The organism is Sphingobium sp. L-44, assembly GCF_056859495.1.
Genome location: NZ_JBSXOQ010000104.1, coordinates 1 through 21,475, shown reverse-complemented (window position 1 = coordinate 21,475; position 21,475 = coordinate 1). Strand labels below are relative to the sequence as shown.

Below are 21,475 nucleotides of genomic sequence, written 5' to 3'. Positions count from 1 at the left end.
CGCGCCAGTCTAACAGGCAGGAAAATGGTGCACCCGACATGAAAGCGATGGGCACTCAAATCATTGGGAAATTTCCGTATCTCTATTGGATTGAGTGCCGCTTTGCGCCGGAGTGGCTACCATACGGTGTCAGGATCCAGAATCCCGAAAGCCTTCCCTGGCTTATCGGTTGGCATGCGCTGGAATGGCTAACTTTTGGGACAAATCGGCCAATCCGGCTGGGCAGCTCGAACTTCCGATCCTACCAAAACCCGACGTTCAACGTCATAGGCTCGCCCGTTCCTGAACGGGAAGGTCTGGCCCTTTGTGCTCTAGCAGCTTTCAAACGCTCGAGGCGAACTAGCGACGCTATCGCAAGCGACCGACGTGAACCATTAAGGCATCCGAGCCGACAATGTCGCAGCTGACCATATCCGAGATACGCTATCCATAAAATCGTCAGCCATGCGATCCATGGAGCGCAGTCGCCGCCTCGTCGTTTGCCTAGGCAGGAGGCTTGATCGTGTGGCGGACAACCGTCCATTCGTGGCCATCGAATTGCAGGCGAACGTCGCCGTCCTGTCCCCCGGTTTGGTTAACGTCGCTCGCAAAGCGTCCTCGATATCCTCGCACCCGCTCCGGCTTCGGCTGGTTGGTGAAAAGCAGCTCGAGCGGACGCTCGCTCGGAAGCCTCGACATGTAGTCAGCCAGCGCCATCGAAGGGCGGTGATGACTGTCCGCTTCGTGCGAAAGCAGCAGATACGTCTTCTGTGTTTCCTCGGCGAATCCGGCGCTTTCGATAGCGCGGTAGAAGTGGCGACTGATACCGCCGTGATGGGGTGCCTGGATCACGGACACCCCCTTCAGCTTGTCGGTGAGCGCAGTCTCGTACGTGGCGGCGCTGTCGCTGCCGACGGCAAAGCCATCGAATCCCGAATCCCCCGTTACCAGGATCCCCTGCCCACCTGCATCAAACCTGATAATGTAGCTGAGTTGGTTGCTGTCGCTTAGCCCTTCAAGATGACCCCAACGCTTAGCGCGGAACGCTACGACGCCCTTGGGAATCCGGTCGCGGCGGTCGGCGATCAGACGATCCGTTGGAGACAGGATTGTCGCAGTCACTTCGCCAGACCTACCTGGAGCGAAGAGGCGGCCGGTCCACGCAAAGGCGCGCGGAGCGCGGTCGGAGCACCCGTGGCATTCGACGAGGATGTCGCAGGGATTCGGCAGGGCATCCACTAGGCTCTTCAGCGCGGACGCGTTGATGCCGTCCTTAGCATTGGCGATGCGCATGTGGGCGAGTTCGGCCCGCGCCGCCCGCGTCGCACCAGCGGGCCAGTCGACGCGGGAAAAAATCCAGTCGCCCAGGTCGCGACGCAGCAGAGCGCGGCCATGCTCGACCGCATCGGCCAAGCGCGCGAGGACGTAGCCGAATCTCGTCCCTTCGCGGACTACGTCGGCGTCCGGAACGTGCTCGCATCCCCGTCTCCCAACGATCGAATACGCGTGGTCCACCTCCGTTTGGAAGCGCGACCGCCATTCATCGACGGGGCGCTCCGCCGACACCGGGTCTCCGTCCGCGATGTTCAAGGCGTCGTCCGACCTATCTTCGGGCCCATCCGAACCGCGCGAGAGGCGCTCCAGCGCGGTATCGATTGCGCGCAGCGTCGTACGCCGCCGGTCCTTCGCGGCGACGTATTGCTGATAGGCCCGGTCGCCTCCCTCGCCACGGAAGCGGTTGGCTAGAAGATTCTCGTCACCCGCAAGACGACCGAATTCTGCGCCTGACTCGTCGTCAGCCACCGGCGGAAGCCACAACTGGCCAATGTCGATGCGGCGCTTCTTCAGGATGATCGTGATGCCGTCCAGATGGTCGGCGTCGTAGTGGGTGCCGATCACCAGATCGATCCGCGGACGACCGAAGCCCGGCGGCTTGAGCCACCGAAAGAGCTTGTCCTCCACTCCCGGCCCCGCGCTTGCGTTGCCGCCATCGGCGAGTACGTGCACCTGGTCGCGATCACTCCAGAAGGTGAGGAGCAGCGCGCTGCCGAGCCCCACGTCATACATCGTCACGTCGACCTTCACACGGAATCCTCCATCAGACAGCCAATTCCCGAGCGACGCTTCCTAAATGCGGCCTGATCAGCCCCATACATGAGCAGTCACGGCGTCGTAGAATTCGACCTCCAGCGGCCACTTATCGTGGCGCAGGCCCTTTAGCCAGTTCGCGCGCGCAATGATGTCCTGATTCCACGCGTCCAACTGATCGCCGTAGAGACCGACATACAGCTTTTTGAACCTGCCGCGTCCAATGCGGGTGAGTATATGGTCGTCGTTCGTCGCAAGTGAGTGACCAAAGATGAACCAGCAATGAGGTCCCTTAGTCACATTGGCAGTGAACTGCTTCAGGCCCTGATAGAGATAGGCATTGTGCCGAATCTTGGCCTTTTTCTGGGCGCTGGTGCCCTCGGCCACGAACAGCGGGAACTTGTTTTCGGCCAGCGCAGTGCGGGCCTGGTCGATCAGGGGCTCACCCTTGCGCACCCATGTGTACTTGAGCAGATCCCTGCCGGAATCGAACAGGTGCAGCGCACCGTGGAGGAACATAACGCTGGCGCTATGCGCGTTCGTTTCGCCCTGCCACACGACATATTCAGCATCAGGCTCGTCCTCGTCGTTCCCGAAGCCGTCGTTCTTCGCGAGGTCGGCGGTGGCTCCAAAGAACGGATCCTCGTGCATCAGCGTCCAGTACAGCAGCAGGTCGTAGTTCAGCGTGAAGACGCAGCCTGCCTTGTCGCCCGACAGGAAATGGGACAGGAATCGGCGGCAAGCGTCGAACTTATCATCCGGGATCTCGGACGGAACATGCGGGTGGTTGCCCGCGATCGTTTGGACCAGGATCTCTTTCAGCATGGCGGCATGGTCGAGCATCTTCTGCGGGGCCGCTCCTCCGTCTGCCACGTAGGCTGGCAGGATAGTCGCCGAACTCTCCAGCGTGCGGATCACCGCCTCGAAGTCCTTGGTCCCCAAGGCCGCGAACACCTGCTCAAGTTCGGGAGCCGCAGAGAAGTCGGCCTGATCGTATAGTGACCCATAGTGGAAGATGTCGGCCCGGCACGCGATGCTAAAGCCGTTGCCCAGCAGCAGGTGCCGCTTGCTGAACTGCTCACTATCCGCGATCGCCTCGTCGAACGTTATCAAGTATCCTCACTCCCTAGAGTTGCAGGTTCCACGCCCGGCCGTCTCCCAGTCTCAACAGTCGGCAGCGGTCTAACGCGATTGTGCCCCTCAATCGAGCCTGTTTACTTTATGCTAACTAGCGAAACTCAGGCTGATATACGCTGTCCAAAGCTGAGCCCGAGCATGGACCGTCCAGCTATTTTCCCAGGAGACATGTTGGTGGAAGTGCCGACCCGCGATACAGGTGGCGTCGCGCTGGACGAATGGCATGTTGCGTCTGAAGCTGTCGTTCAAAACTAGAGCAGCGAACGACCGGCTTTGGTCGACAGTCGACGAAGCGAACCTTCGTTTGGACAACTCAGTCAGAGACCTTTAGTCGGTGAGGCCGAATTCACTCGCGAAGCGGCGCAATTCAGATCGCATTCGCAGAGTGTCGAAAAATGAAATATCATCGCGTAGGTCTGCCGCAAACTTGGCAGCGTCTTTGATTGCTTTGCCGGTCGCCCAGGCCGAACCCACGGCAAGTGGATAGCCGAGCGCTCCCACTCCATATGCCGCTGGAAGCAGAACAGCTGTGCCCACCGCGCCCATTACGTAAGGTGCGGTTTTCATTCGGCCGAGCCGCGCGATAATCTCGAGCGAACGCCATCTCTCCCCAAAGAGCAAGTCGTTCTGAAAGATAGCCACGGCGTCATCAAAATGCGGAACCAGGCCGTTGTACTGCCAATCCATCGTGCGCTGCAGTACGACGTTGCGATACCTGACGATGAAGCTCAGAAATGGGTTCGACGTGGCCACCAGCCTCGTTAGCTGAAAGGGGTCCAGCCGTGCCCACGAACGCGGCTTGATCCCAACGCAGGCCAGAACATGTGCGAACAGGTATGGGTTCGCCGGACTGACCGTCCAAGGCTCGAGCACCGGCTGCTCGTGCTCGCCGGGCATGCGTCGGGCAATGCTGCTGCTGGTGAACAGATAGGCGCCGTGCGCTTCCGCCGCAGCGAGCTGATAGAGCGCATTGGTCCGCGCCAGCGTCGCCGACAGCAGCTTAGGGTCGGCGCCGCGCCGAAGATACTCGTCCTCAACCACCGCCCGGCTGAAATGTCCGTTCAAACTGCGTTCGGTCAGCGCGCTCATATTATATTCGGTCCGTCCGCGCCCAGCATTGCTGAATTGTGCTCCGAACGCCGTCCATGACAGATCGCGAAGACTGCGCACATCGTTGCCCGGCTCGGCATCGCTCGCAACGAGCGCGCGAAACCGTTGTTCGACGCTCGCGATACGCGGCACTACTTTGACATCAGGACCAATCAAATTGCGCCAATCAAGCGGAGTTGCCTCCGGCTGCTCGAGCAAGAAAGGGCTTTCAGGGCGCAATTGCAACCGATCGAACAGCCGCGTGTCGGAGGCGCGTTGAGCAAAATAGTCGCCCGCGGTGGCGACCGCCTCGCGGCTAGTTAGGCGAAGGCCAGGAAGATCGCGCTCCAAGAGCGGCTGATTACGGGCGACCAGCGCTAGCGTCGCGCGCGACTGCCAAACGAAAGGCGTCCCCACCAAGACCCGGTGGCCTAGCAGCGTCAGTACGTTGTGCTCAAAGGTCAGTCGTTCCTCAGCGCGCTTCGGATCAGACTGGAGGACATTGTCGGCGGTGCCGAGATAGATCGGCGCGTCCATGTTACTGGTGAACATCGCTAATTCGGTACCACGCGGCTATAAGACGCCGAAATCAAAGGGCACAGTCGCTGGCAGCGGCTGCAGCCTGCATCTTGACTATGAAGGACGCAGCTCTCCAAACTTGCTCTACGTCGGCTCACCTCTGCCTCTGCCTCGAACGCCGTCCCATCAAAATCGAGTGAGGCCGCCTGCGCAGCAACTTGCGCCGCGCGCAACCCCTCTTCCATCTGGCGCAGATTGGGAACGCCACCCAAATGTTCAACTGCGGTAACCGCATTGATGATGCCTCCGCGGCTCAGACTCATTAACCTCGCCGCGCCAATCGCGCTCGCCACATGATCCATGCCGGAAAACCGGTCACTAACGATAGGCCCCAGCGGCATCGGCGTCACATCCAAAGGCGCGATCATCTCCCAATAATCACCGAGCTCAGAGAGCCGGATGTGTCCCGGGCCTTCCAGCACTACTTGCACGCCCAGTTCTCGCGCCTTGTGAATGAACTGCGCTTGGATCGCGATTTCCTCGCGCACGACCGCATCTAACCCATCAGCCACCGAAGCTGCTCTGAACGCTGTCCCAAGGTTGATGACACCGCCGTATTGAGCGGCGATTGCGCAAATATCGTCGAAGATTTGAGCAAACAGGCTGCGCGAACGCCCATTGATTAACATGTCACGCACCACGATACCCCCGCCACGACTCGTGATCGGCGTCAGCCGCTCGCGTTTCGCTTGTTCGAACAGACCCAAAGTCGGCGTACAATGGACCGTTATGAAGTTGATGCCGAGCTTGAACACAGCCTCGATCCGCGCGAGCAAGTTTGCCGGATCGAGCCCCTCGCTCGGTGAGAACATGAGGTAATGCGGTAACAGACCGATCGGCCCGTCGAATAACTCGCGAGCCACCTGCCAAGGCTCGCGGTCAGCACGCTCAACGCTCAAATCCATCATCAGGTCGGGTCGCGTCTCGGCGGTCAGCAAGCGCTCGACTTTGGCTGCCTCGCGTCCAGCGGCTTCCAGCATCTCGAGTCCGAAACTCAGATTGACTCGAACGGGCACCGCCGAGCCAGCACGAAGACGATTGGGCGAATTGTAATCCACGCAGTGCATGTAAATCTTGGTCTCGAATACGAAAGAAACCGCCGGTACTTATCACGGCAGGCCTCGACCTTGGCCAAAACAATCATCCTCGCCTAGCTGGACAATCACCGTACCTTCATCTCTCGCGATGTGAAGGGAACAGGATAGGAATCCACCCGGTATCAACCGAGGGGGTAGATCGTCTGAAGAGCAACTCCGCTGCGGCCATTGCCGTCGAGTTCGATCACGCGCAGCGGATCCGAGAGGCCGGATGGTGTCTCGATCGGACCTACACCGGAGAATTTCTCGATGAGATGGCGGGCCAGCGCCCGGCTCGATGTCGTGATGACAAGATTGAGCGACTTGCTGTTCTCCAGCACGGTCGCGCGCAGGATGTCGAGCAAGCCGACCCGATTAAGATCGTCGAGATGGATCACGGGCTCGTCGAGGAAGAAAGTACCGCCCAGGCTGCGGGCGCGTGCGAGGAACAGGGCAAGCGCGAGGTCTTGCCGCTGCCCTTGGCTGAAATCCTTGCCGGGATCGAGCTGCTCGCCGCCGGCATCGGCGAGCCAGTGCAGGAAGGCGCTGTCCTCGCCAAGGTTGATGCGATCGCACACGCGATTGGCGTGCATGCGTGCGAAGAGCGGATTGACGACGCGGCTCAGGTCCTGAACCTGCTTGCGGCTGGTCGTCGCATAGGCCTCCTGGAATATTGCGCGAGCGCGATTGGCGGCTGCGATCCGGTCCATCATGCGCTGTTGGCGTTCAAGCGCGGGCGCGATCGCTTTCTGTAACGCATCGAGACGCTCGCGACGCGACTCCGCCGCCCAAGCCGTGCGCGCCGCCTCAATATGCGCCTCCGCGCGCTGGAGGCGGTTCGCCTCGGTCGCAAGCTGCTGTTTCAGCTCTGCCAGTGCCACATCGGACCATGCCACGTCCGGCGCAGCGTCGACCCACGAGCCGCGAAGTCCGGCAAGTTCAGCACCCTTGTCCCGCAGCGTCTCACGGCATTCGCGCAGGCGTTGCTGGGTGCCGGCATGCGTCGCGCGCAATGCGTCTCGCTCGGAGGTCGCGGTCTCGATCACCTTGGCGAGTTCCGCCAGACGGAGTTGCACAACCTGTTCGCGCGCGGCGAAGCTGGCCTCGAGCTGTACGAGCAGTCCGGAGACAGCCGTGTCCGGCGGCAGGAGCGGCGCCGGACCGCCCGGCAGTGCCGGCAAGAGGCCGTCGCGCGCAGCGATCAGTTCCGCGAGGGTGTCGGCCACGTCGAGACGCGCTTGAGCTGAAGCGATCTCCTCGAGCGTGCGATCAGCTGGGAGGCCAAGTCGAGCGATGTCGCGACCGCGTTGCTCGGCGGCAGCCATGAGGGCGGCACGTTCCTTTTCGAGCGCGGCGATGGCAGCTTCGACCGACAAGGCCGTGTCGAGACGGGTTCGCGCCCCGCGCGCGGCTTCTGACGCGGCATCCGCGCCGGCGCGCGCGCTTGCCGCGATCGCCGGAGCCGCCTTCAAGGCTTTAGCGATCGCCGCGCGCAACTCCGCCGCGTTACCCCAGTCATGAGCGCAGGCTGGGCACTGACTGGTGCCGCTATGATCATGTGCGAGGAGATCTCGCGCGGCCTCCTGCAGCCGCGACACCGGCTCGGCGGTCGCATCGAGTGCGGTTCGGGCTGTGCGCGCCCTAGCGTCGGCATCGGCTGCATCGCTGCGCAAGACCGCCAGAGCCTCTTCGGAAACACGCTCGGGCGCGCGGCGCGCGATGTCAGCAACGATCAGGCGGAGCCGCTCGACGGCGCTAGCGGACTGCTCCAGCGACGCTTTGAGCGCTGTGAGGTCTTGGCGTCGCGCCTCGCGCGCCGCGTCGGTCCAGCGCGCTTCGGCCAAGGCTTGCGACAAGGATGCGAGCGATTGGGGCGCTCCGGTGAGCAGACCCGCGTCGAGCAGGGTGGCGAGCAGAACGGCGCCGAGATGAGTCAGGCGATCCTTCGCGCCGGCGAGCTTACGCGCGTCCTCATCGGCGACCTCGCGTTCAGACGTGCGTTCGGTGAGCGCGGCGGCAGCGGCCCGTCCACGCTCCTCGATCTGGGCGAGTTCGGCAGCGAGCTGACCTTCAAGGGCGCTGTTCTCACTGACCGCAGCAACCAGCGACGTGCGCGCGCTCCACTGGGCTTCGACGCGCTGCGCTGCCGCGCTGCGAGCATCGAAGGCGTGGCGCTGGCGCCGGTGGGTAGCCGTCAGCGCCTCGAGCCGATTGTCGAGCGAGACGTCATCGCCGATCTCATCGCCGTCCTCGTCGAGGAGCGTGGCCGCCGCGGCCGCTTCGGATCGCGCGGAGATTGTCCGCGCGGGGGCCTCGTTAGGTCCAGCCGCCAATACCGCGGTAAGATCACGCGCCTCGGTCTCCTGCTGCTCGGTCAGCTGCTTCAAGGCCCGCAGCCGCGATCGGAGCTCACCCGCATATTTTTCGCACTGACGTTCTGCATCAAGAAGGTGCCGGATGCCGAGTAGGTCAGCGAAGACCTGGGTGCGCCGGTCGATTGTCTCCTCGTCCGTATCGACCAGCGCGGCAAGCGCCTCGGCGCTCAAAAAGCGCGTTCCCTTCAGCCAGCGCTGGCGCAAATTGATGGCGGTCAGGTGATGGGCTTCGTCGGCCGCCGCAGCCGGCGCGAGCAGCGATAGGAGTTCGTGCGGGCCAGGCCGTGCCGTGTCGTCACGGGTGGGACCGGAAACGGCTGGTGAGTGCGCTCCTTCGGCTTGCCGCGCGAGAAAGCGTTGAACGCCGGCCACGAACATATTCGCTTCGACCGATGCAGCCTGATCGGCAGCCGCGAACTTCGATCGCAGGACCTGCGCGTCGAAATCCTTGCCATCCTTCAACCGCTCTACCTGGCCGGTGAGCAGCCATTCCGCCGCCTCACACATCGTCGTCTTGCCGGTCCCGTTTGGGGCGAAGACGAGCGTCAGCGGTGCGCTAAGATCGAAATGAACGGGATCGCTGATCCCGCGAAACGCGGTGATCGCAAGTGAATTCAGGCGCACGCCGCGCGTCATGGCGCCTCGTCCTTCAGCAGGACGGCGGACACGCCGATTGCGTCAAGCTCCTCCCATAGCGCCTTGGCCTCGGTATCGATTTCGGGCCATTGCAGTTCTTCGCCGGGCACGATCTCGGCATCGGGTAATCCCACGACGGTGATATCGGCGACACGGCGCCATGGGATTTCGGTATGATCCGGGTCGGCGGGAAGCGACGGCCAGATGAGGTGTTTCCGGCAGACCTGCGCCGAGAGCTCGAGCCTGCGAATGTCTTCGCGCGCGTCGTCCTTCGGCGGCGCCGGAAGGGCGAGCACGAGATAGCCGTCGATCGTCCGGCCGCCCATACCGCGCTCTCCCGAGATCAGCACCTCGTCGAACCAGCGCTGCGCAACAGAGGCGGTCGTCTGGACCGTCCGGGCGTCGCTGGCCGAACAGGGCCAGAGAAGCAGTCGCGAATAAGGTGAAGACCAGAGCGCGATACCGTCGGGCGCTCCCGCCGCTCCCTCGACCTCGGGCGACTGCTCGACGCGCGCGAGCCCGACCTTCACGCAAAGCGGATCGATCGCCGCATAGGCGCTGGCGAGTTCGGTGCCGCCGGCCTGGTCAGTCATTGCCCTTGCCCCTCCTGAAAGAATGCGCCGATGCTCGCCATCAGCGCCGCCACCCGCGCCTCGTCTTCATCTTCCGCATAGTCGGCATAGACAGACGTGACATGCGAGATGCCGAGGCCGGCGACCCGGCGCAGGGGGCGCGTCTCGGTAATGTCGCCGGCAGTGGCCGCGAGCGAACCGCCGGCAGCCAGCGCTGCCCCCGCGGGCGGCGCGAGGCTGATATCGTCGCGGCGATCCTCGGGGATCTCCCCATCGCTGAGTTCGCCAAGCGGCGTCGCGCCAAGCACGACGAGATCGGGGTGCGTGCCGCCGCGCAGCTTCCACGCCGCAAGGTGCCGCTGCATCGACAGCGGCGATTCGCTGGGAGAGCGCCAGACCAGCAGATGGCGCTCCTGCGCCTGAAGCCGGAGCTGCCCGGTCATACCGTCAGTATCCTGCCAGGAGATGCCGTCGATCGACCGGACGGTCGCCAGCGCGTGTAGGCCGGCCTTGAGCGCGCTCGTGACTTCGGCTTCGGACAGCGCATCGGGATTGCGCTTTGCGTCCGCGGTCACGCCGTCGAGCGTGGCGCCCAACACCATGTCAGGCGATGGTGAATTTCCGTCGCCAAGCTGCGCGTTAATCATCGAAATGCCTTCCGTCAGCCGCGGCGCCATACCATTTATGGGAGGATGACGGCGAAGGAAGCGTGCGATCTCGCAGGCGGCTGCCGCGGGCGCTGGCGCTATCGGAAAGGCGAGGCCATCGGCGGTGATCGGGCAATACATGTTACCGCGCCACACCAACACGCCATTGACCGGATCATAGGGCGACCAACCCACCATTCCAGCCGTTGCACAGCCATGAGTGTGGCGGACGACGGCACCAGCAATCCCTTGGGCATTGAGTGCGCGTGCCGCTGGAAGATCGGCCTGTCCCTTCGGCAATTCACCAAAGGGCGCGAACACACCGGTCAGACTTCGCCACTTGTCTTCCTGCTCGTCGGGCCGGGGCCGGTCGTGCGCGATGTTGCACAGCGCGACCGCAGCGGGGCGTCCGACAAGCACGGTGTTGAGCAGAGCGTTGACGGCAATTTCCCAGTTGGCATTGAAGCCATGCTGAAGCAGCGATCCTACAACCAGTGCCGGCCGACCGGCGGCGATAGGCGCGAGAACGTCTCGAATGCGGGCCTGCGGAGATCCCGCATGCTGGGCGGCGGGTTGAATGAGATCGGCGCAGATCAGCGGAAACAGGTCGATATCACCGCAGGACAGGTGAAGAATGATCTCGCCGGTTTGGAGGTCGGGAAGTTGGACGGCTTCGACGGCTTGTTGAAGGACATTCTTCAGATAAACGATACAATGCGTGTCACCTTCCGGTTCGTGAATCCAGCACCAGCCGCCATTGACACGCATCGCCGGGCTGACCGGATTTGCATCCTGATTCCAACTGAGATGGCGCTTGGTGCTCCCGTCCTCTGTTGCAGCTGACCAATCGAGCACGGCTTGAGCCCAGGTCGCGCCGAAGCCCGCGAGCAGGATGATCGGTCGTGCTGCGCCGCGTACCATTGCGTTGATTGCTGACCAGTCCGGCGAGCCGAAAGCATATTCAGGCGCGACGATGAGGACCGGTGCCGCCCCTGGCACGAGTTGCGGCAGGGCCGGTTGCGCATGCGCGGCACCGCCCGCGAGCAGGTCACGCAGCGCAGCGACCGCGCTCGGACGGCTAGCATCAGTCGCGACAGCCTCGTGCGATGAAGGCATTTGAAGCAGGCAAAGATTGAGCTGCCCCGCAGAAAGCAGCGTTGCATCGACTTCGACCCGGGTATGCCCGTTTGCAAAGTGAAATTCGAGCTGGGGCACGCGTGCGTCGATATCCGCTCATGTTGAGACCGTGGCATCCTAGGCGCGGGCAGTTGCGAAGTCATCCGCAAAAGACCTGGTAATCGATCCATAATGAGGGGTTGACCGACGTAGCGTAGTTTTCGACCGCTTTGAATCGATGAGGGATACCCACTCCGCATGATTTTTGATTCAGAATCCGTACTGGTGACGGAGGCAGGCATGGGGGCGCGCGCTCTCGATGAATTTGCGGCTTCGGCTTCTGGCTGCGATTGAAGGCGAGCTGAGTTGCCGGGCAGCGGCGGCGCGTTTCGACGTGGCACCGCTGCCCGGCGATCCGGTGCCACGCGCAGCAGCGCGAAACCGGCAGCGTTGCCCCCAAAACTGAAGGCGGAGATAGGTTCTGATCAATGCAGGGTGGCATAACGCGGCCTTCAATTGTCGCATCCGAGCACGGATGGCGCTTCTTCGCCGGAAATTCTCTCTCGCAGCCAGCTTTTAAGGTGCGCTCACTGGCATTTGCAGCCAAGTCCCCTTACGCCTTCCTGCAAGACTGGGGGTTTTCGAAAACGATGAGCAAGCGCACTCTGAGCGAGCGGGACGTCTGCACTAAGTTCATTACGCCTGCCCTGCGCAATGCCGGTTGGGACGAGATGCTGCAAATCCGTGAGGAGGTCAGCTTCACCAAGGGCCGCATTATCGTGCGCGGCAAGTTGGTGTCGCGCGGCCAAGGCAAGCGCGCCGATTACATCCTATACCACAAGCCCAACCTGCCCATCGCCATCATTGAGGCGAAGGACAAGACGCACAGCGTCGGCGACGGCATGCAGCAGGCGCTCGACTACGCCGAGACCCTGGACATCCTCTTCGTGTTCTCGTCCAACGGTGACGGCTTCGTCTTCCACGACCGCAGTTCGCCCAACGGCGCGAGCGAAGTTACCCTTGGGCTCGACCAGTTCCCGTCTCCCGCCGACCTCTGGGCCCGCTACCGGGCATGGAAGGGCCTGACGCCAGAAACCGAAGAGGTGGTCCTGCAGGACTACTACGACGACGGCAGCGGCAAGACGCCGCGGTACTACCAAGTGAATGCGGTGAACGCCGCCATCGAGGCCATTGCCAAGGGCCAGAACCGCGTCCTGCTGGTCATGGCTACGGGCACTGGAAAGACCTACACAGCCTTCCAGATCATCTGGCGGCTATGGAAGGCAAAACGCAAGAAGCGCATTCTGTTCCTTGCCGACCGCAACATCCTCGTCGACCAGACGATGGTGAATGACTTCCGGCCGTTCGGCGCCGCAATGGCGAAGCTTTCCACCAAGTCCAAGACGATCGAACGCGCCGACGGATCCACGGTCGACCTTGCCCTTGCCGTCGACAAGAAGCGTCGCGTCGACACGGCTTACGAAATCTACCTCGGGCTCTACCAAGCCATCACCGGCCCTGAGGATCGGCAGAAGCTCTACCGCGAATTCTCGCCGGACTTCTTCGACCTGATCGTCATCGACGAGTGCCACCGCGGCAGCGCGGCGGAAGACGCGGCATGGCGCGAAATTCTCGACTACTTCTCGGACGCCACGCAGATCGGCCTTACGGCAACGCCCAAGGAAACCGAATACGCCTCCAACATCGCCTACTTCGGCAAGCCGGTGTACAGCTACACGCTGAAGCAGGGCATCCGCGACGGCTTTCTCGCCCCCTACAAGGTCATCAAGGTCCACATCGACCGCGACGTGTCCGGCTACCGCCCGGAGAAGGGCCAGGTCGACAGGGACGGTGAGGAAGTAGAGGATCGCATCTACAACGCCAAAGACTTCGACCGGACCTTGGTGCTCGACGACCGCACCAAGCTGGTCGCCAAGAAAGTCACGGACTTCCTGAAGAAAAGCGGCGACCGGATGCAGAAGACGATCGTGTTCTGCGTCGACGAAGAGCACGCGGCGCGAATGCGGCAGGCGCTCGTGAACGAGAACCAGGACCTCGTCGCCGAGAACCACCGCTACGTCATGCGCATCACCGGCAGCGACACGGAGGGCAAGAACGAGCTCGGGAACTTCATCGACCCAGAAGTGGATTACCCCGTCCTCGTCACGACCTCGCGCCTGCTGTCCACAGGCGTCGACGCCCAGACCTGCCGCCTGATCGTGCTCGACCGCGAGGTGGGCTCGATGACCGAGTTCAAGCAGATCGTCGGCCGTGGCACGCGCGTGCACGAGGACACCAAGAAGTACTACTTCACCCTCATGGATTTTCGCGGCGCGACCAGCCATTTCGCCGACCCGGAGTTCGACGGTGAGCCGGTCCAGATCTACACGCCCGGCGAGAACGACCCGATCGTGCCGCCTGACGACGAGACGCCCATCGACGAAGACGGCGATCCGCTGCCCGGCAAGCCGGGCGAGGACGAAGTGATCGTCGACGACCCGGACGTCACCTTCGATCCGGACGACCTGAAGAAGAAGTCCCGCAAGGTCTACGTGGATGGCATCGGCGCCTCAATCGTCGCCGAGCGTGTCGAGTACCTCGACGAGAACGGAAAGCTCGTCACAGAGTCCCTGCGCGATTTCACCAAAAAGGCGCTGCGCCGCCATTTCGCCAGCCTCGACGACTTCCTGCGCCGCTGGCAGGGCGCCGAGCGCAAGCAGGCCATCCTGGACGAACTGGAAGCCGAAGGCCTTTCCCTCGATGTCATCGCCGAGGAGCTTGGCAAGGACCTCGATCCCTTCGATCTCATCTGTCACGTCGCCTTCGACGCCAAGCCACTGACCCGCCGTCAGCGTGTCGACAACGTGCGCCGCCGCGACGCCTTCGGAAAATATGGCGAGCAGGCTCGATCCGTGCTTGATGCCTTGCTGGCGAAGTATCAGGACGAGGGCGTCATCAATCTCGACGATACCAACGTGCTGCGCATCTCACCCTTCACCAACCTCGGAACGCCCGTCCAGCTCATCAAGGCGTTCGGCGGCCGCGAAGGTTTCGAGAACGCCGTGCACGAGCTCCAAGCCAAACTCTATCAGGAAGTCGCCTAGTCCATGTCTGTCCGCACTCTCGTAAAATCCATCCAGGACGTCATGCGCAAGGACAGCGGCGTCGACGGTGACGCCCAGCGCATCAGCCAGCTGTGCTGGCTGTTCTTCCTGAAGATCATCGACGATCAGGATCAGGAACTGGAGCTCATGCAGCCGGGCTACCAGTCGCCTGTGCCAGGAGCCTTCCAGTGGCGCACCTGGGCCGCCGATCCCGAGGGCCTGACAGGCGAAGCCTTGCTCAACTTCGTAAACGACGAGCTTTTCCCGGCCATGAAGGGCCTCCAGCCGACCGGCCAGAGGGGTGACCGCCGCGTCGTGGTGCGCGACGTGTTCGAGGATGCCTTCAACTACATGAAGTCCGGCCAACTGCTGCGGCAGGTGGTCAACAAGATCAACGACGTCGACTTCAACGACCTGTCCGAGCGCCAGCATTTCGGGGATGTCTACGAGCAGCTTTTGAACGACCTACAGTCGGCCGGCAACTCGGGCGAGTACTACACCCCCCGCGCCGTCACCGCCTTCATGGTGGACCGAATCGATCCAAAGCCCGGTGAGGTCCTGTTTGACCCCGCCTGCGGCACCGGCGGCTTCCTCACCTGCTCGATCCGTCACATGCGCGACAAGCACGTGAAGCGCCCCGAGGACGAGGCGCTCATGCAGTCCGGTCTGCGCGCCGTCGAAAAGAAGCCGCTGCCGCACATGCTCTGCGTCACCAACATGCTGCTGCACGGTGTGGAGGACGCCAGCTTCGTCCGGCACGACAACACGCTGGCCCGCCCCTACATCAGCTGGGAGCAAAAGGACCGCGTCGACGTGGTTCTCTCCAACCCGCCCTTTGGCGGCAAGGAGGAAGACGGCATCGAGTCCAACTTCCCGCCGCAGTTCCGCACGCGTGAGACGGCCGACCTGTTCCTGGCCCTCATCATCCGCCTGCTGCGCAAGGGCGGTGTCGGCGCCGTTGTCCTTCCCGATGGCTCGCTCTTCGGCGAAGGCGTGAAGACGCGCCTCAAGGAGCACCTGCTGGAAGAGTGCAACCTGCACACCATCGTGCGCCTGCCCAACAGCGTCTTTCGGCCCTACGCCTCCATCGGCACCAACCTGCTCTTCTTCGAGAAGGGCGAGCCGACCAAGGAGGTCTGGTACTACGAACATCAGGTGCCCGCCGGCCAGAAAGCCTACTCCATGACCAAGCCGATCCGGCTGGAGCACTTCCAGTCCTGCATGGACTGGTGGGGCGGCGCAAACCGCGAAGGCCGCGTCGAAGGCCCGCAGGCCTGGAAAGTCAGCATCGAGGACATCAAGGCTCGCGGCTACAACCTCGACATCAAGAATCCGCACAGCGAAGCCGAGGACCATGGCGATCCCGAAGAGCTACTCCGGGAACTCGACGCGGTAGAGGCAGAAGCGGCAAACCTGCGCGACCAGTTGAAGGCCATTCTTGCCGAGGCGCTGGCACGATGAACGCGGAGCAGTTGCTGGCCCACTACGAGCGCATGGCCGAGGCGCCCGACGCAATCGCGCGGCTGCGGCGGTTCGTGCTGGATTTGGCTGTGCGGGGAAAGCTGGTGGGGCAAGAAGCTTCGGATGAGCCGACTGCCCAACTCATAGAAGCCATTGCGACCCAAAAAGGCAATTTCGGGCGTCCTGCGCACGTCGAAGCGCTGCCTACAGTGGACGAGCCCTTTCCCTGTCCCGCAGGTTGGCTTTGGTCGACGGTAGGTGAAATTTGCACCAAAACTGGGTCCGGCAGCACCCCCCGAGGCGGTAAGGACGCATACCAAACTAACGGAATTCCGTTCCTACGATCCCAAAACGTCTACGACGATGGGCTCTTGCTTGATGACGTTGCCTACATCGCGCCCGAGACGCATACTCGAATGGCGGGAACAGCAGTTCGCCCATCCGATTTGCTTCTCAACATTACCGGCGGTTCGATGGGGCGATGCTGCCGCGTGGAAGCCGATTTTCACGAGGCCAATGTGAGCCAGCATGTGGCTATAATTCGCCCTGCGCTCGCTGACATGTCTGCCTTTCTCCACATGGTAGTCCTCTCGCCCTACTTCCAAGGCTTTGTGTTCGGCGAACAGACCGGCGCCGGGCGTGGTGGGTTGCCGAAGAACAAGATGGACCAAATCCCGGTTCCGCTGCCCCCTCTCGCCGAACAGCACCGCATCGTCGCCAAGGTCGATGAACTCATGGCGCTGTGCGACCGGCTGGAAGAGGCGCGCAAGGAGCGGGAAGCCGCCCGCGACTGTTTGACGGCGGCCAGCCTCACCCGGCTGAACGCGCCCGATCCTGATCCGGCCACCTTCACCACCCACGCCCGCTTCGCGCTCGACAACCTCCCCGCCCTCACCACCCGCGCCGATCAGATCAAGCAACTGCGCCAGACGATCCTGAACCTCGCCGTGCGGGGGAAGCTGGTTAAACAGGATCCCTCCGAGTTGCCTGCAAAGGCATTCTGGAAATCGCGGCTCGGCGCCGAAGTGGAGCAAGCAAGTCAACAGGGGGAAGTTCCCTTTGAATGCCCCACAGGCTGGTGTTGGACGACGGTGCAACAGACGCTCGCGATGCATCGAGAAATCTCATACGGCGTCATTAAGCTCGGTGACGAACCGAAAGTCGGAGGAATTTCCACACTCCGATGCAGCGATGTGCGCCCCGGACTCATTGAACTTTCGGGTGTTCGGAAAGTTCGCGAAGAGATTGAAGCAGATTACTCGAGAACCCGTCTTCGCGGGGGAGAAATCGTAATCAATATCCGTGGGACCCTCGGCGGCGTTGCGTTGGTCCCGGATACCTTAGCGGGATTCAATGTTGCGCGAGAAGTTGCGGTTGTCCCGATCGCACCTGAGATTAGCGGGTCATTTATGGTCTACACCATGCTTTCACCGTTCTTCTGGGATTACATTCAGAGCAACTTGCGGGGGATCGCATACAAAGGCCTGAACCTCGGAATCCTCCGCAACCTTCCGATTCCATTCCCCCCCCTCGCTGAGCAATCCCGCATCGTCGCCAAGGTCGACGAACTCATGGCTCTGTGCGACCGACTGGAATCGAGCCTCACAACCGGCGACAATACCCGCCAACGCCTGCTCGAAGCCATCCTGCACGAAGCGCTCGAACCGACCGAAGCGCGGGAACTAGAACCCGCGTGACCCATGCCTGACGTCGACTGGGCAGAGGTGCGCACTCTGCTCGCCTCCCTCTACGGTTCCGCCGAGCGCCTTGAGGCCCTGTTCCCCGGCCGCAAGTTCACGCTCGACGGACACCTAGTGGGCAGCATCGGCGAGGTCATCGCCGCCTACATGTCCGGCCTCACCCTGAACCCCGCGTCGACCATGGCGCACGACGCCCTATGCCCCGCCAGCCGCCGCGTGGAGATCAAGTTCACCCAAGGTCGAACCGTCGCCATCCGCCACGAACCCGACCACCTCCTCGTCCTCCACCGCGCCCGCGGCGCCAACGTCCGCGTCGTCTACAACGGCCCCGGAACGCACCCATGGAGCAATGCCGGCCGCATCCAGAGCAACGGCCAGCGCCCTATCAGCCTCGCACACCTCACCCGCCTGGACGCCGCCATCGCCAACGAACAACGCCTCGCACTCGTTAGGCCCGCTCCGATCTGATGACGTTCGAGAGAAACGATAGCCAGCAGGCCCAATGCCTGCTGGCCCAGGGACGGCCCGAACCACTCTTACAGGGTCGCCGAATACGCCTTTCGCGACGCGGTTCGTGCTACGCCTAACGCCTGCCACCCGGCGGATCGATCATGGTCACTTCGCGCATGAGCCAGTTTCCTGCTGAAAGCTGAGCCAGGCGTTCAATGCATTATGGCAGCCACCGTCCGAGATGATATCGCGGGCATGGCCGGTAAAACCATTTACTGTCAGTCTGCGTGCCGGGAGCACGATATGGATGTGACTGGCGTTCGGTGAACCCGCCAAATATGGTAGGTGGAGGATCATCAGCGCCGCCAATTGTTCCTGCCGGACAAAGTAGGATCGGACCCAGGCTCGCGCCTGCTCCCATCCCCGATGTGGTGGCTGGTCTGGCGGCAATCTCAGGGTAAACTGGGCAAACCCATTCCGCTCTGCGGCAGGCAGCATGGCATCATAGCGCTGCAGCAGATAGCAAAGGTCCATATATTCGCCGCCTGCCGCATCAGGGAGCAGCAGGTCGTTATGCGCGGCCTTGTGCCCGGCGGGTGTCAGCTTTGCCAAGACCGGTTCTATGATACCGGCGCGGTTTGCACCGCGCTTGTAAAAGTAGCGAAGGTATTTGAAACTACCGTCGCCGGCAGGGTCCAGCGGGAAGCAAGACAACTCCTCTGGCCGGTCTGCCATGGCGGGCTTCGTTTTGGCCTTGCTCATGCGGCCTCCTGCCATTGCGTGTCGCTCTGCGTCGCCGGGGAATGGCCTGCTTCGAACCGCCGGGCATCGGGGAAAGGTGCATGTCGGGCGAAAAGCAGTCCGCGCCTGTGGGCGAGAATAAATGGCTGATCGACAACATCACCGGGCGGGCAAAACCAAGGGCGATCCTCGAACACGCGATGATAGGCTGTGAACCACTTGTTGGCGTCGCAACGGTAGATATCGTATGACGCGATCGGCCCAGAGAACCGGGCCAGCAGCAGATCCATGCCATGCTGTCTGGCCACCGCACCAAAGTCGTACAGTCCGATATTCGGGCCGGTCCGGGTTCCGGCAATCAGGAGATTAGCGCCTTCCAGCAGCACGGCATGCTGAGTGCCGGGGAAACGCAGCTCGGGGGCGATATCGATCGGTCCGCCGATGTTCGCCGCCAACATCATGATGGCACGATGCGTAGCGGGCTTGATCCACGGCAAGCCGCTCACGCTCCCCGCGGAGCACGGTGTAAGAATATTCTGCATGTAAGAGACTTTCACTTCTAGGGAGCGCGGCAGCCGAGCGGTGCCGCGCCTTGGCCCTTTTTCATTTGATTTCGCTCAGCTGCCTGAGCCTGTTCCAACCTGACCTTCGCCGCAGCAGTGGCGCCTACCCGTCGCTCCGATCCGGAGACTTGATGTAGACCGTGACCACTGGCGGTGCGGCCGGCTTGGAAAAACCGCCGCTATGGAGCTGACAGAGGGTGGCAACGATGCGATTGCGCATCAGCAATTCACCCGGATCACCGCATTTTTGGCAGGTCACCTTCGACCGCTCCTCGGCAGCGATGATGTAAGGCCTTGCCTCTGGAACCTTGGGCTCAAGATGAATCCGAAGCGATCCGAATTTCTCTTTTACTTCCTCCACAATCACTGGGATGTCATTCGCGGCGAGATCGGCCAGGAAGTCCTGGTAGAGAGCCGACCAGCCGGTCGGTAGGTGGTCCAGCCATCGGAGGTTATCGATCTGGGTCATGCGTAATGCCCTCCGGTCGCCAGTTGCCAGTGCTTCTTGGCGATCCAGAAACCGAGCCTTTCCGCTTCTGCGGTTGACCAAGGTAGATTTGGCAGTGGACGAATGCCGATCTGATCAATCACGAAGGCGCGCATCTCGTCGCCCCCATCAGGATTTGTGACCAGGTGGATCGGTCCGCCGGGTGCCTGAAGCCACATCCATAGGCCTTTGACGATCTGGACCTCGCCATCGCGGCAAAGCAAGAGCGTGATATAGTTGTCGCCCTGCTTCCCTGATCCGTGGCTCGGCTCGACCAAGAGAAGGTCAGTTCGACACTCGGCAACGGCCTTGATGAGGGCGGTGAGCGAGAGCTTCTTGTGCCAGTGCGCCATCACGGTGCTGGCACGCTCCGCATAGTCGAAGTCCACCAAAGCACGCGGCATTATCGATGTGCAGGGTTCAGGCGCCCAGCCGACCATGCCGGCGAATGCGCGAGCGGCTTTTTTCGCAAGCGCGCTGCGCCTGCGGTCTTCTTCACTTACATAGATCATTGAGGTGGGTTCTTTCTCTCCACCCAGCGGCGGCTGCGTCCGCTAGGGTGAGGTTCAGATTTTCATTTCAGTAATTGCAGCCACCTGCTGCTCTTCAAGCTATTCCCACTTCCTATATCGTCGGGGCCGGAGGGATCATTCACGCCCTCTGCCGCGATCCATCGGCCATTCGATCTGATCTGCCAAAGGCCCCTTCGCGACGACGCGCGGCGGCAATTCAACTTGCCATGACGACCAGCCCAAGCCCCCATCGTCAGTGGGTTCGACGGCCTTGATCAGAAGGTTCAATGTTCGCCTGCCCAAAGGCGTCAAGGCGAGCTCGCGAGTGGCCCACCGAACATTAATATCGGGGGCATGGAAAATAAATCGCCCACCATCAAGACGGCATATCAATTTTGAATCAGCCAGAGCTTTCACAACTGCATTGAGCTCATGGCCGATCTTATCAAACTCTTGCTTGAATATGACATCTCTGGCGGACCGCTCTTCAAGTTCCGAAAGAGCATCATTAATTGCCCTGATACGCTCGGCCTTTTTCTGCTTTATATTACGATCCTGGGCCTCACGCTCACGCTCAGCTGCAAGTTGTTGGGACCGCCACAGGTTGAATGACTGCTGCAGCGCCGTTTGGACTTCAGCATCTGCAAGGACCGGCTCAACTGCAGCCTGCATATCGGCAGATAGGCCGGCAGGTGCTAACCCTGCCTCCCTTTGGAAAACTGGGCTATTCTCGCGACCGACATGGAGGCGGGACAACGCAGCCACAAGATTCTGCCATTTTTGACGGAAAGCATGCTGGATTTCCGGCTCTGCCTCAAAGAAGTTCGCAGCGCGCAAGGCTGGATCGTGCTCATGCGCAGGATGAATGGAAAGCCCAGCTGCAGTGCGAACCAAGGGAACATAGGCACGCTGTTCAAGGGCTCTTGCCGCCTCGTTGATGGCAGCACGGCGTTGTGGATCTATCGACCGCTGATTATTAATGGCTGCGATTTCCGCCAGCCGAAGCTTGCCTCGATGAGCCGCCAAGTTAGCGTCCGCGCTCGTGGTGTAATTTCCGGTGTAGATTGAGGTGATCGCATGGGGTTGGGCATGCCCAACCCCATGCGATTTCGAACTCGGTGGCCACCGGGCTCATCGGTAAGGTGGAGTTACCACACGTCACA

16 protein-coding genes and 1 pseudogene are annotated in these 21,475 nt (G+C 61.8%); 5 read left to right on the top strand and 12 right to left on the bottom strand.

Annotated features, from left to right (window positions below):
- Window positions 1-483 precede the first annotated feature (483 nt).
- The 7 genes from AC13EK_RS16955 to AC13EK_RS16925 form a co-directional block, all read right to left on the bottom strand.
- On the bottom strand, window positions 484-2,064 hold the full coding sequence (locus tag AC13EK_RS16955) for a ComEC/Rec2 family competence protein (RefSeq protein WP_069335790.1): 1,581 nt from the start codon (window positions 2,062-2,064) through the stop codon (window positions 484-486).
- Between the two features lie 57 nt (window positions 2,065-2,121).
- Complete coding sequence (locus tag AC13EK_RS16950) at window positions 2,122-3,180, bottom strand: DUF4917 family protein (RefSeq protein ID WP_069335789.1); 1,059 nt, start codon at window positions 3,178-3,180, stop codon at window positions 2,122-2,124.
- A gap of 351 nt (window positions 3,181-3,531) precedes the next feature.
- The gene (locus AC13EK_RS16945; protein ID WP_069335788.1) at window positions 3,532-4,845 is read right to left on the bottom strand and encodes a hypothetical protein; all 1,314 of its coding nucleotides are present in this window, start codon (window positions 4,843-4,845) and stop codon (window positions 3,532-3,534) included.
- 2 nt (window positions 4,846-4,847) lie between these two features.
- The gene (locus AC13EK_RS16940; RefSeq protein WP_170828623.1) at window positions 4,848-5,930 is read right to left on the bottom strand and encodes a phosphomethylpyrimidine synthase ThiC; all 1,083 of its coding nucleotides are present in this window, start codon (window positions 5,928-5,930) and stop codon (window positions 4,848-4,850) included.
- Window positions 5,931-6,091: 161 nt separating this feature from the next.
- The gene (locus tag AC13EK_RS16935; RefSeq protein ID WP_069335786.1) at window positions 6,092-8,959 is read right to left on the bottom strand and encodes an AAA family ATPase; all 2,868 of its coding nucleotides are present in this window, start codon (window positions 8,957-8,959) and stop codon (window positions 6,092-6,094) included.
- A complete protein-coding gene (locus tag AC13EK_RS16930; protein ID WP_069335785.1) occupies window positions 8,956-9,552 on the bottom strand; it encodes a hypothetical protein in 597 nt (198 codons plus the stop codon). The genes AC13EK_RS16935 and AC13EK_RS16930 overlap by 4 nt, the downstream gene beginning before the upstream one ends.
- Window positions 9,549-11,393 carry an ABC-three component system protein gene (locus AC13EK_RS16925; RefSeq protein WP_069335784.1) on the bottom strand — a complete coding sequence of 615 codons (1,845 nt, stop codon included), beginning with the start codon at window positions 11,391-11,393 and terminating at the stop codon, window positions 9,549-9,551. The genes AC13EK_RS16930 and AC13EK_RS16925 overlap by 4 nt, the downstream gene beginning before the upstream one ends.
- A gap of 220 nt (window positions 11,394-11,613) precedes the next feature.
- On the opposite strand from AC13EK_RS16925, the pseudogene AC13EK_RS16920 reads away from it, so the two are divergent.
- The 5 genes and pseudogenes from AC13EK_RS16920 to AC13EK_RS16900 all read left to right on the top strand — a co-directional run.
- Window positions 11,614-11,770, top strand: a pseudogene (locus AC13EK_RS16920) (IS630 family transposase); the annotation flags it as partial.
- A gap of 174 nt (window positions 11,771-11,944) precedes the next feature.
- Window positions 11,945-14,398: an EcoAI/FtnUII family type I restriction enzme subunit R gene (gene hsdR / locus AC13EK_RS16915; RefSeq protein WP_069335783.1), complete on the top strand. Its 2,454-nt coding sequence runs from the start codon at window positions 11,945-11,947 to the stop codon at window positions 14,396-14,398.
- Between the two features lie 3 nt (window positions 14,399-14,401).
- A complete protein-coding gene (locus tag AC13EK_RS16910) occupies window positions 14,402-15,859 on the top strand; it encodes an N-6 DNA methylase (protein ID WP_069335782.1) in 1,458 nt (485 codons plus the stop codon).
- The gene (locus tag AC13EK_RS16905) at window positions 15,856-17,556 is read left to right on the top strand and encodes a restriction endonuclease subunit S (protein ID WP_069335781.1); all 1,701 of its coding nucleotides are present in this window, start codon (window positions 15,856-15,858) and stop codon (window positions 17,554-17,556) included. The genes AC13EK_RS16910 and AC13EK_RS16905 overlap by 4 nt, the downstream gene beginning before the upstream one ends.
- A 3-nt stretch (window positions 17,557-17,559) precedes the next feature.
- Window positions 17,560-18,027 carry a DUF6998 domain-containing protein gene (locus tag AC13EK_RS16900; RefSeq protein WP_069335780.1) on the top strand — a complete coding sequence of 156 codons (468 nt, stop codon included), beginning with the start codon at window positions 17,560-17,562 and terminating at the stop codon, window positions 18,025-18,027.
- Window positions 18,028-18,174: 147 nt separating this feature from the next.
- Here AC13EK_RS16900 and AC13EK_RS16895 read toward each other — a convergent pair whose 3' ends face one another.
- The 5 genes from AC13EK_RS16895 to AC13EK_RS16875 all read right to left on the bottom strand — a co-directional run bounded on the left by AC13EK_RS16895 (window position 18,175) and on the right by AC13EK_RS16875 (window position 21,338).
- Window positions 18,175-18,771 (bottom strand): hypothetical protein, encoded by a 597-nt coding sequence (locus AC13EK_RS16895; RefSeq protein WP_069335791.1) that lies wholly within the window; start codon window positions 18,769-18,771, stop codon window positions 18,175-18,177.
- Window positions 18,768-19,211: a hypothetical protein gene (locus tag AC13EK_RS16890; RefSeq protein WP_069335792.1), complete on the bottom strand. Its 444-nt coding sequence runs from the start codon at window positions 19,209-19,211 to the stop codon at window positions 18,768-18,770. The genes AC13EK_RS16895 and AC13EK_RS16890 overlap by 4 nt, the downstream gene beginning before the upstream one ends.
- 205 nt (window positions 19,212-19,416) lie before the next feature.
- Window positions 19,417-19,782 carry a hypothetical protein gene (locus AC13EK_RS16885; protein WP_069335779.1) on the bottom strand — a complete coding sequence of 122 codons (366 nt, stop codon included), beginning with the start codon at window positions 19,780-19,782 and terminating at the stop codon, window positions 19,417-19,419.
- Complete coding sequence (locus AC13EK_RS16880; protein ID WP_069335778.1) at window positions 19,779-20,312, bottom strand: hypothetical protein; 534 nt, start codon at window positions 20,310-20,312, stop codon at window positions 19,779-19,781. Before AC13EK_RS16880 ends, AC13EK_RS16885 begins: the two co-directional genes overlap by 4 nt.
- A gap of 135 nt (window positions 20,313-20,447) precedes the next feature.
- Entirely contained in the window at window positions 20,448-21,338 is an 891-nt protein-coding gene (locus tag AC13EK_RS16875) for a hypothetical protein (protein WP_483022283.1), read from the bottom strand.
- Window positions 21,339-21,475 lie beyond the last annotated feature (137 nt).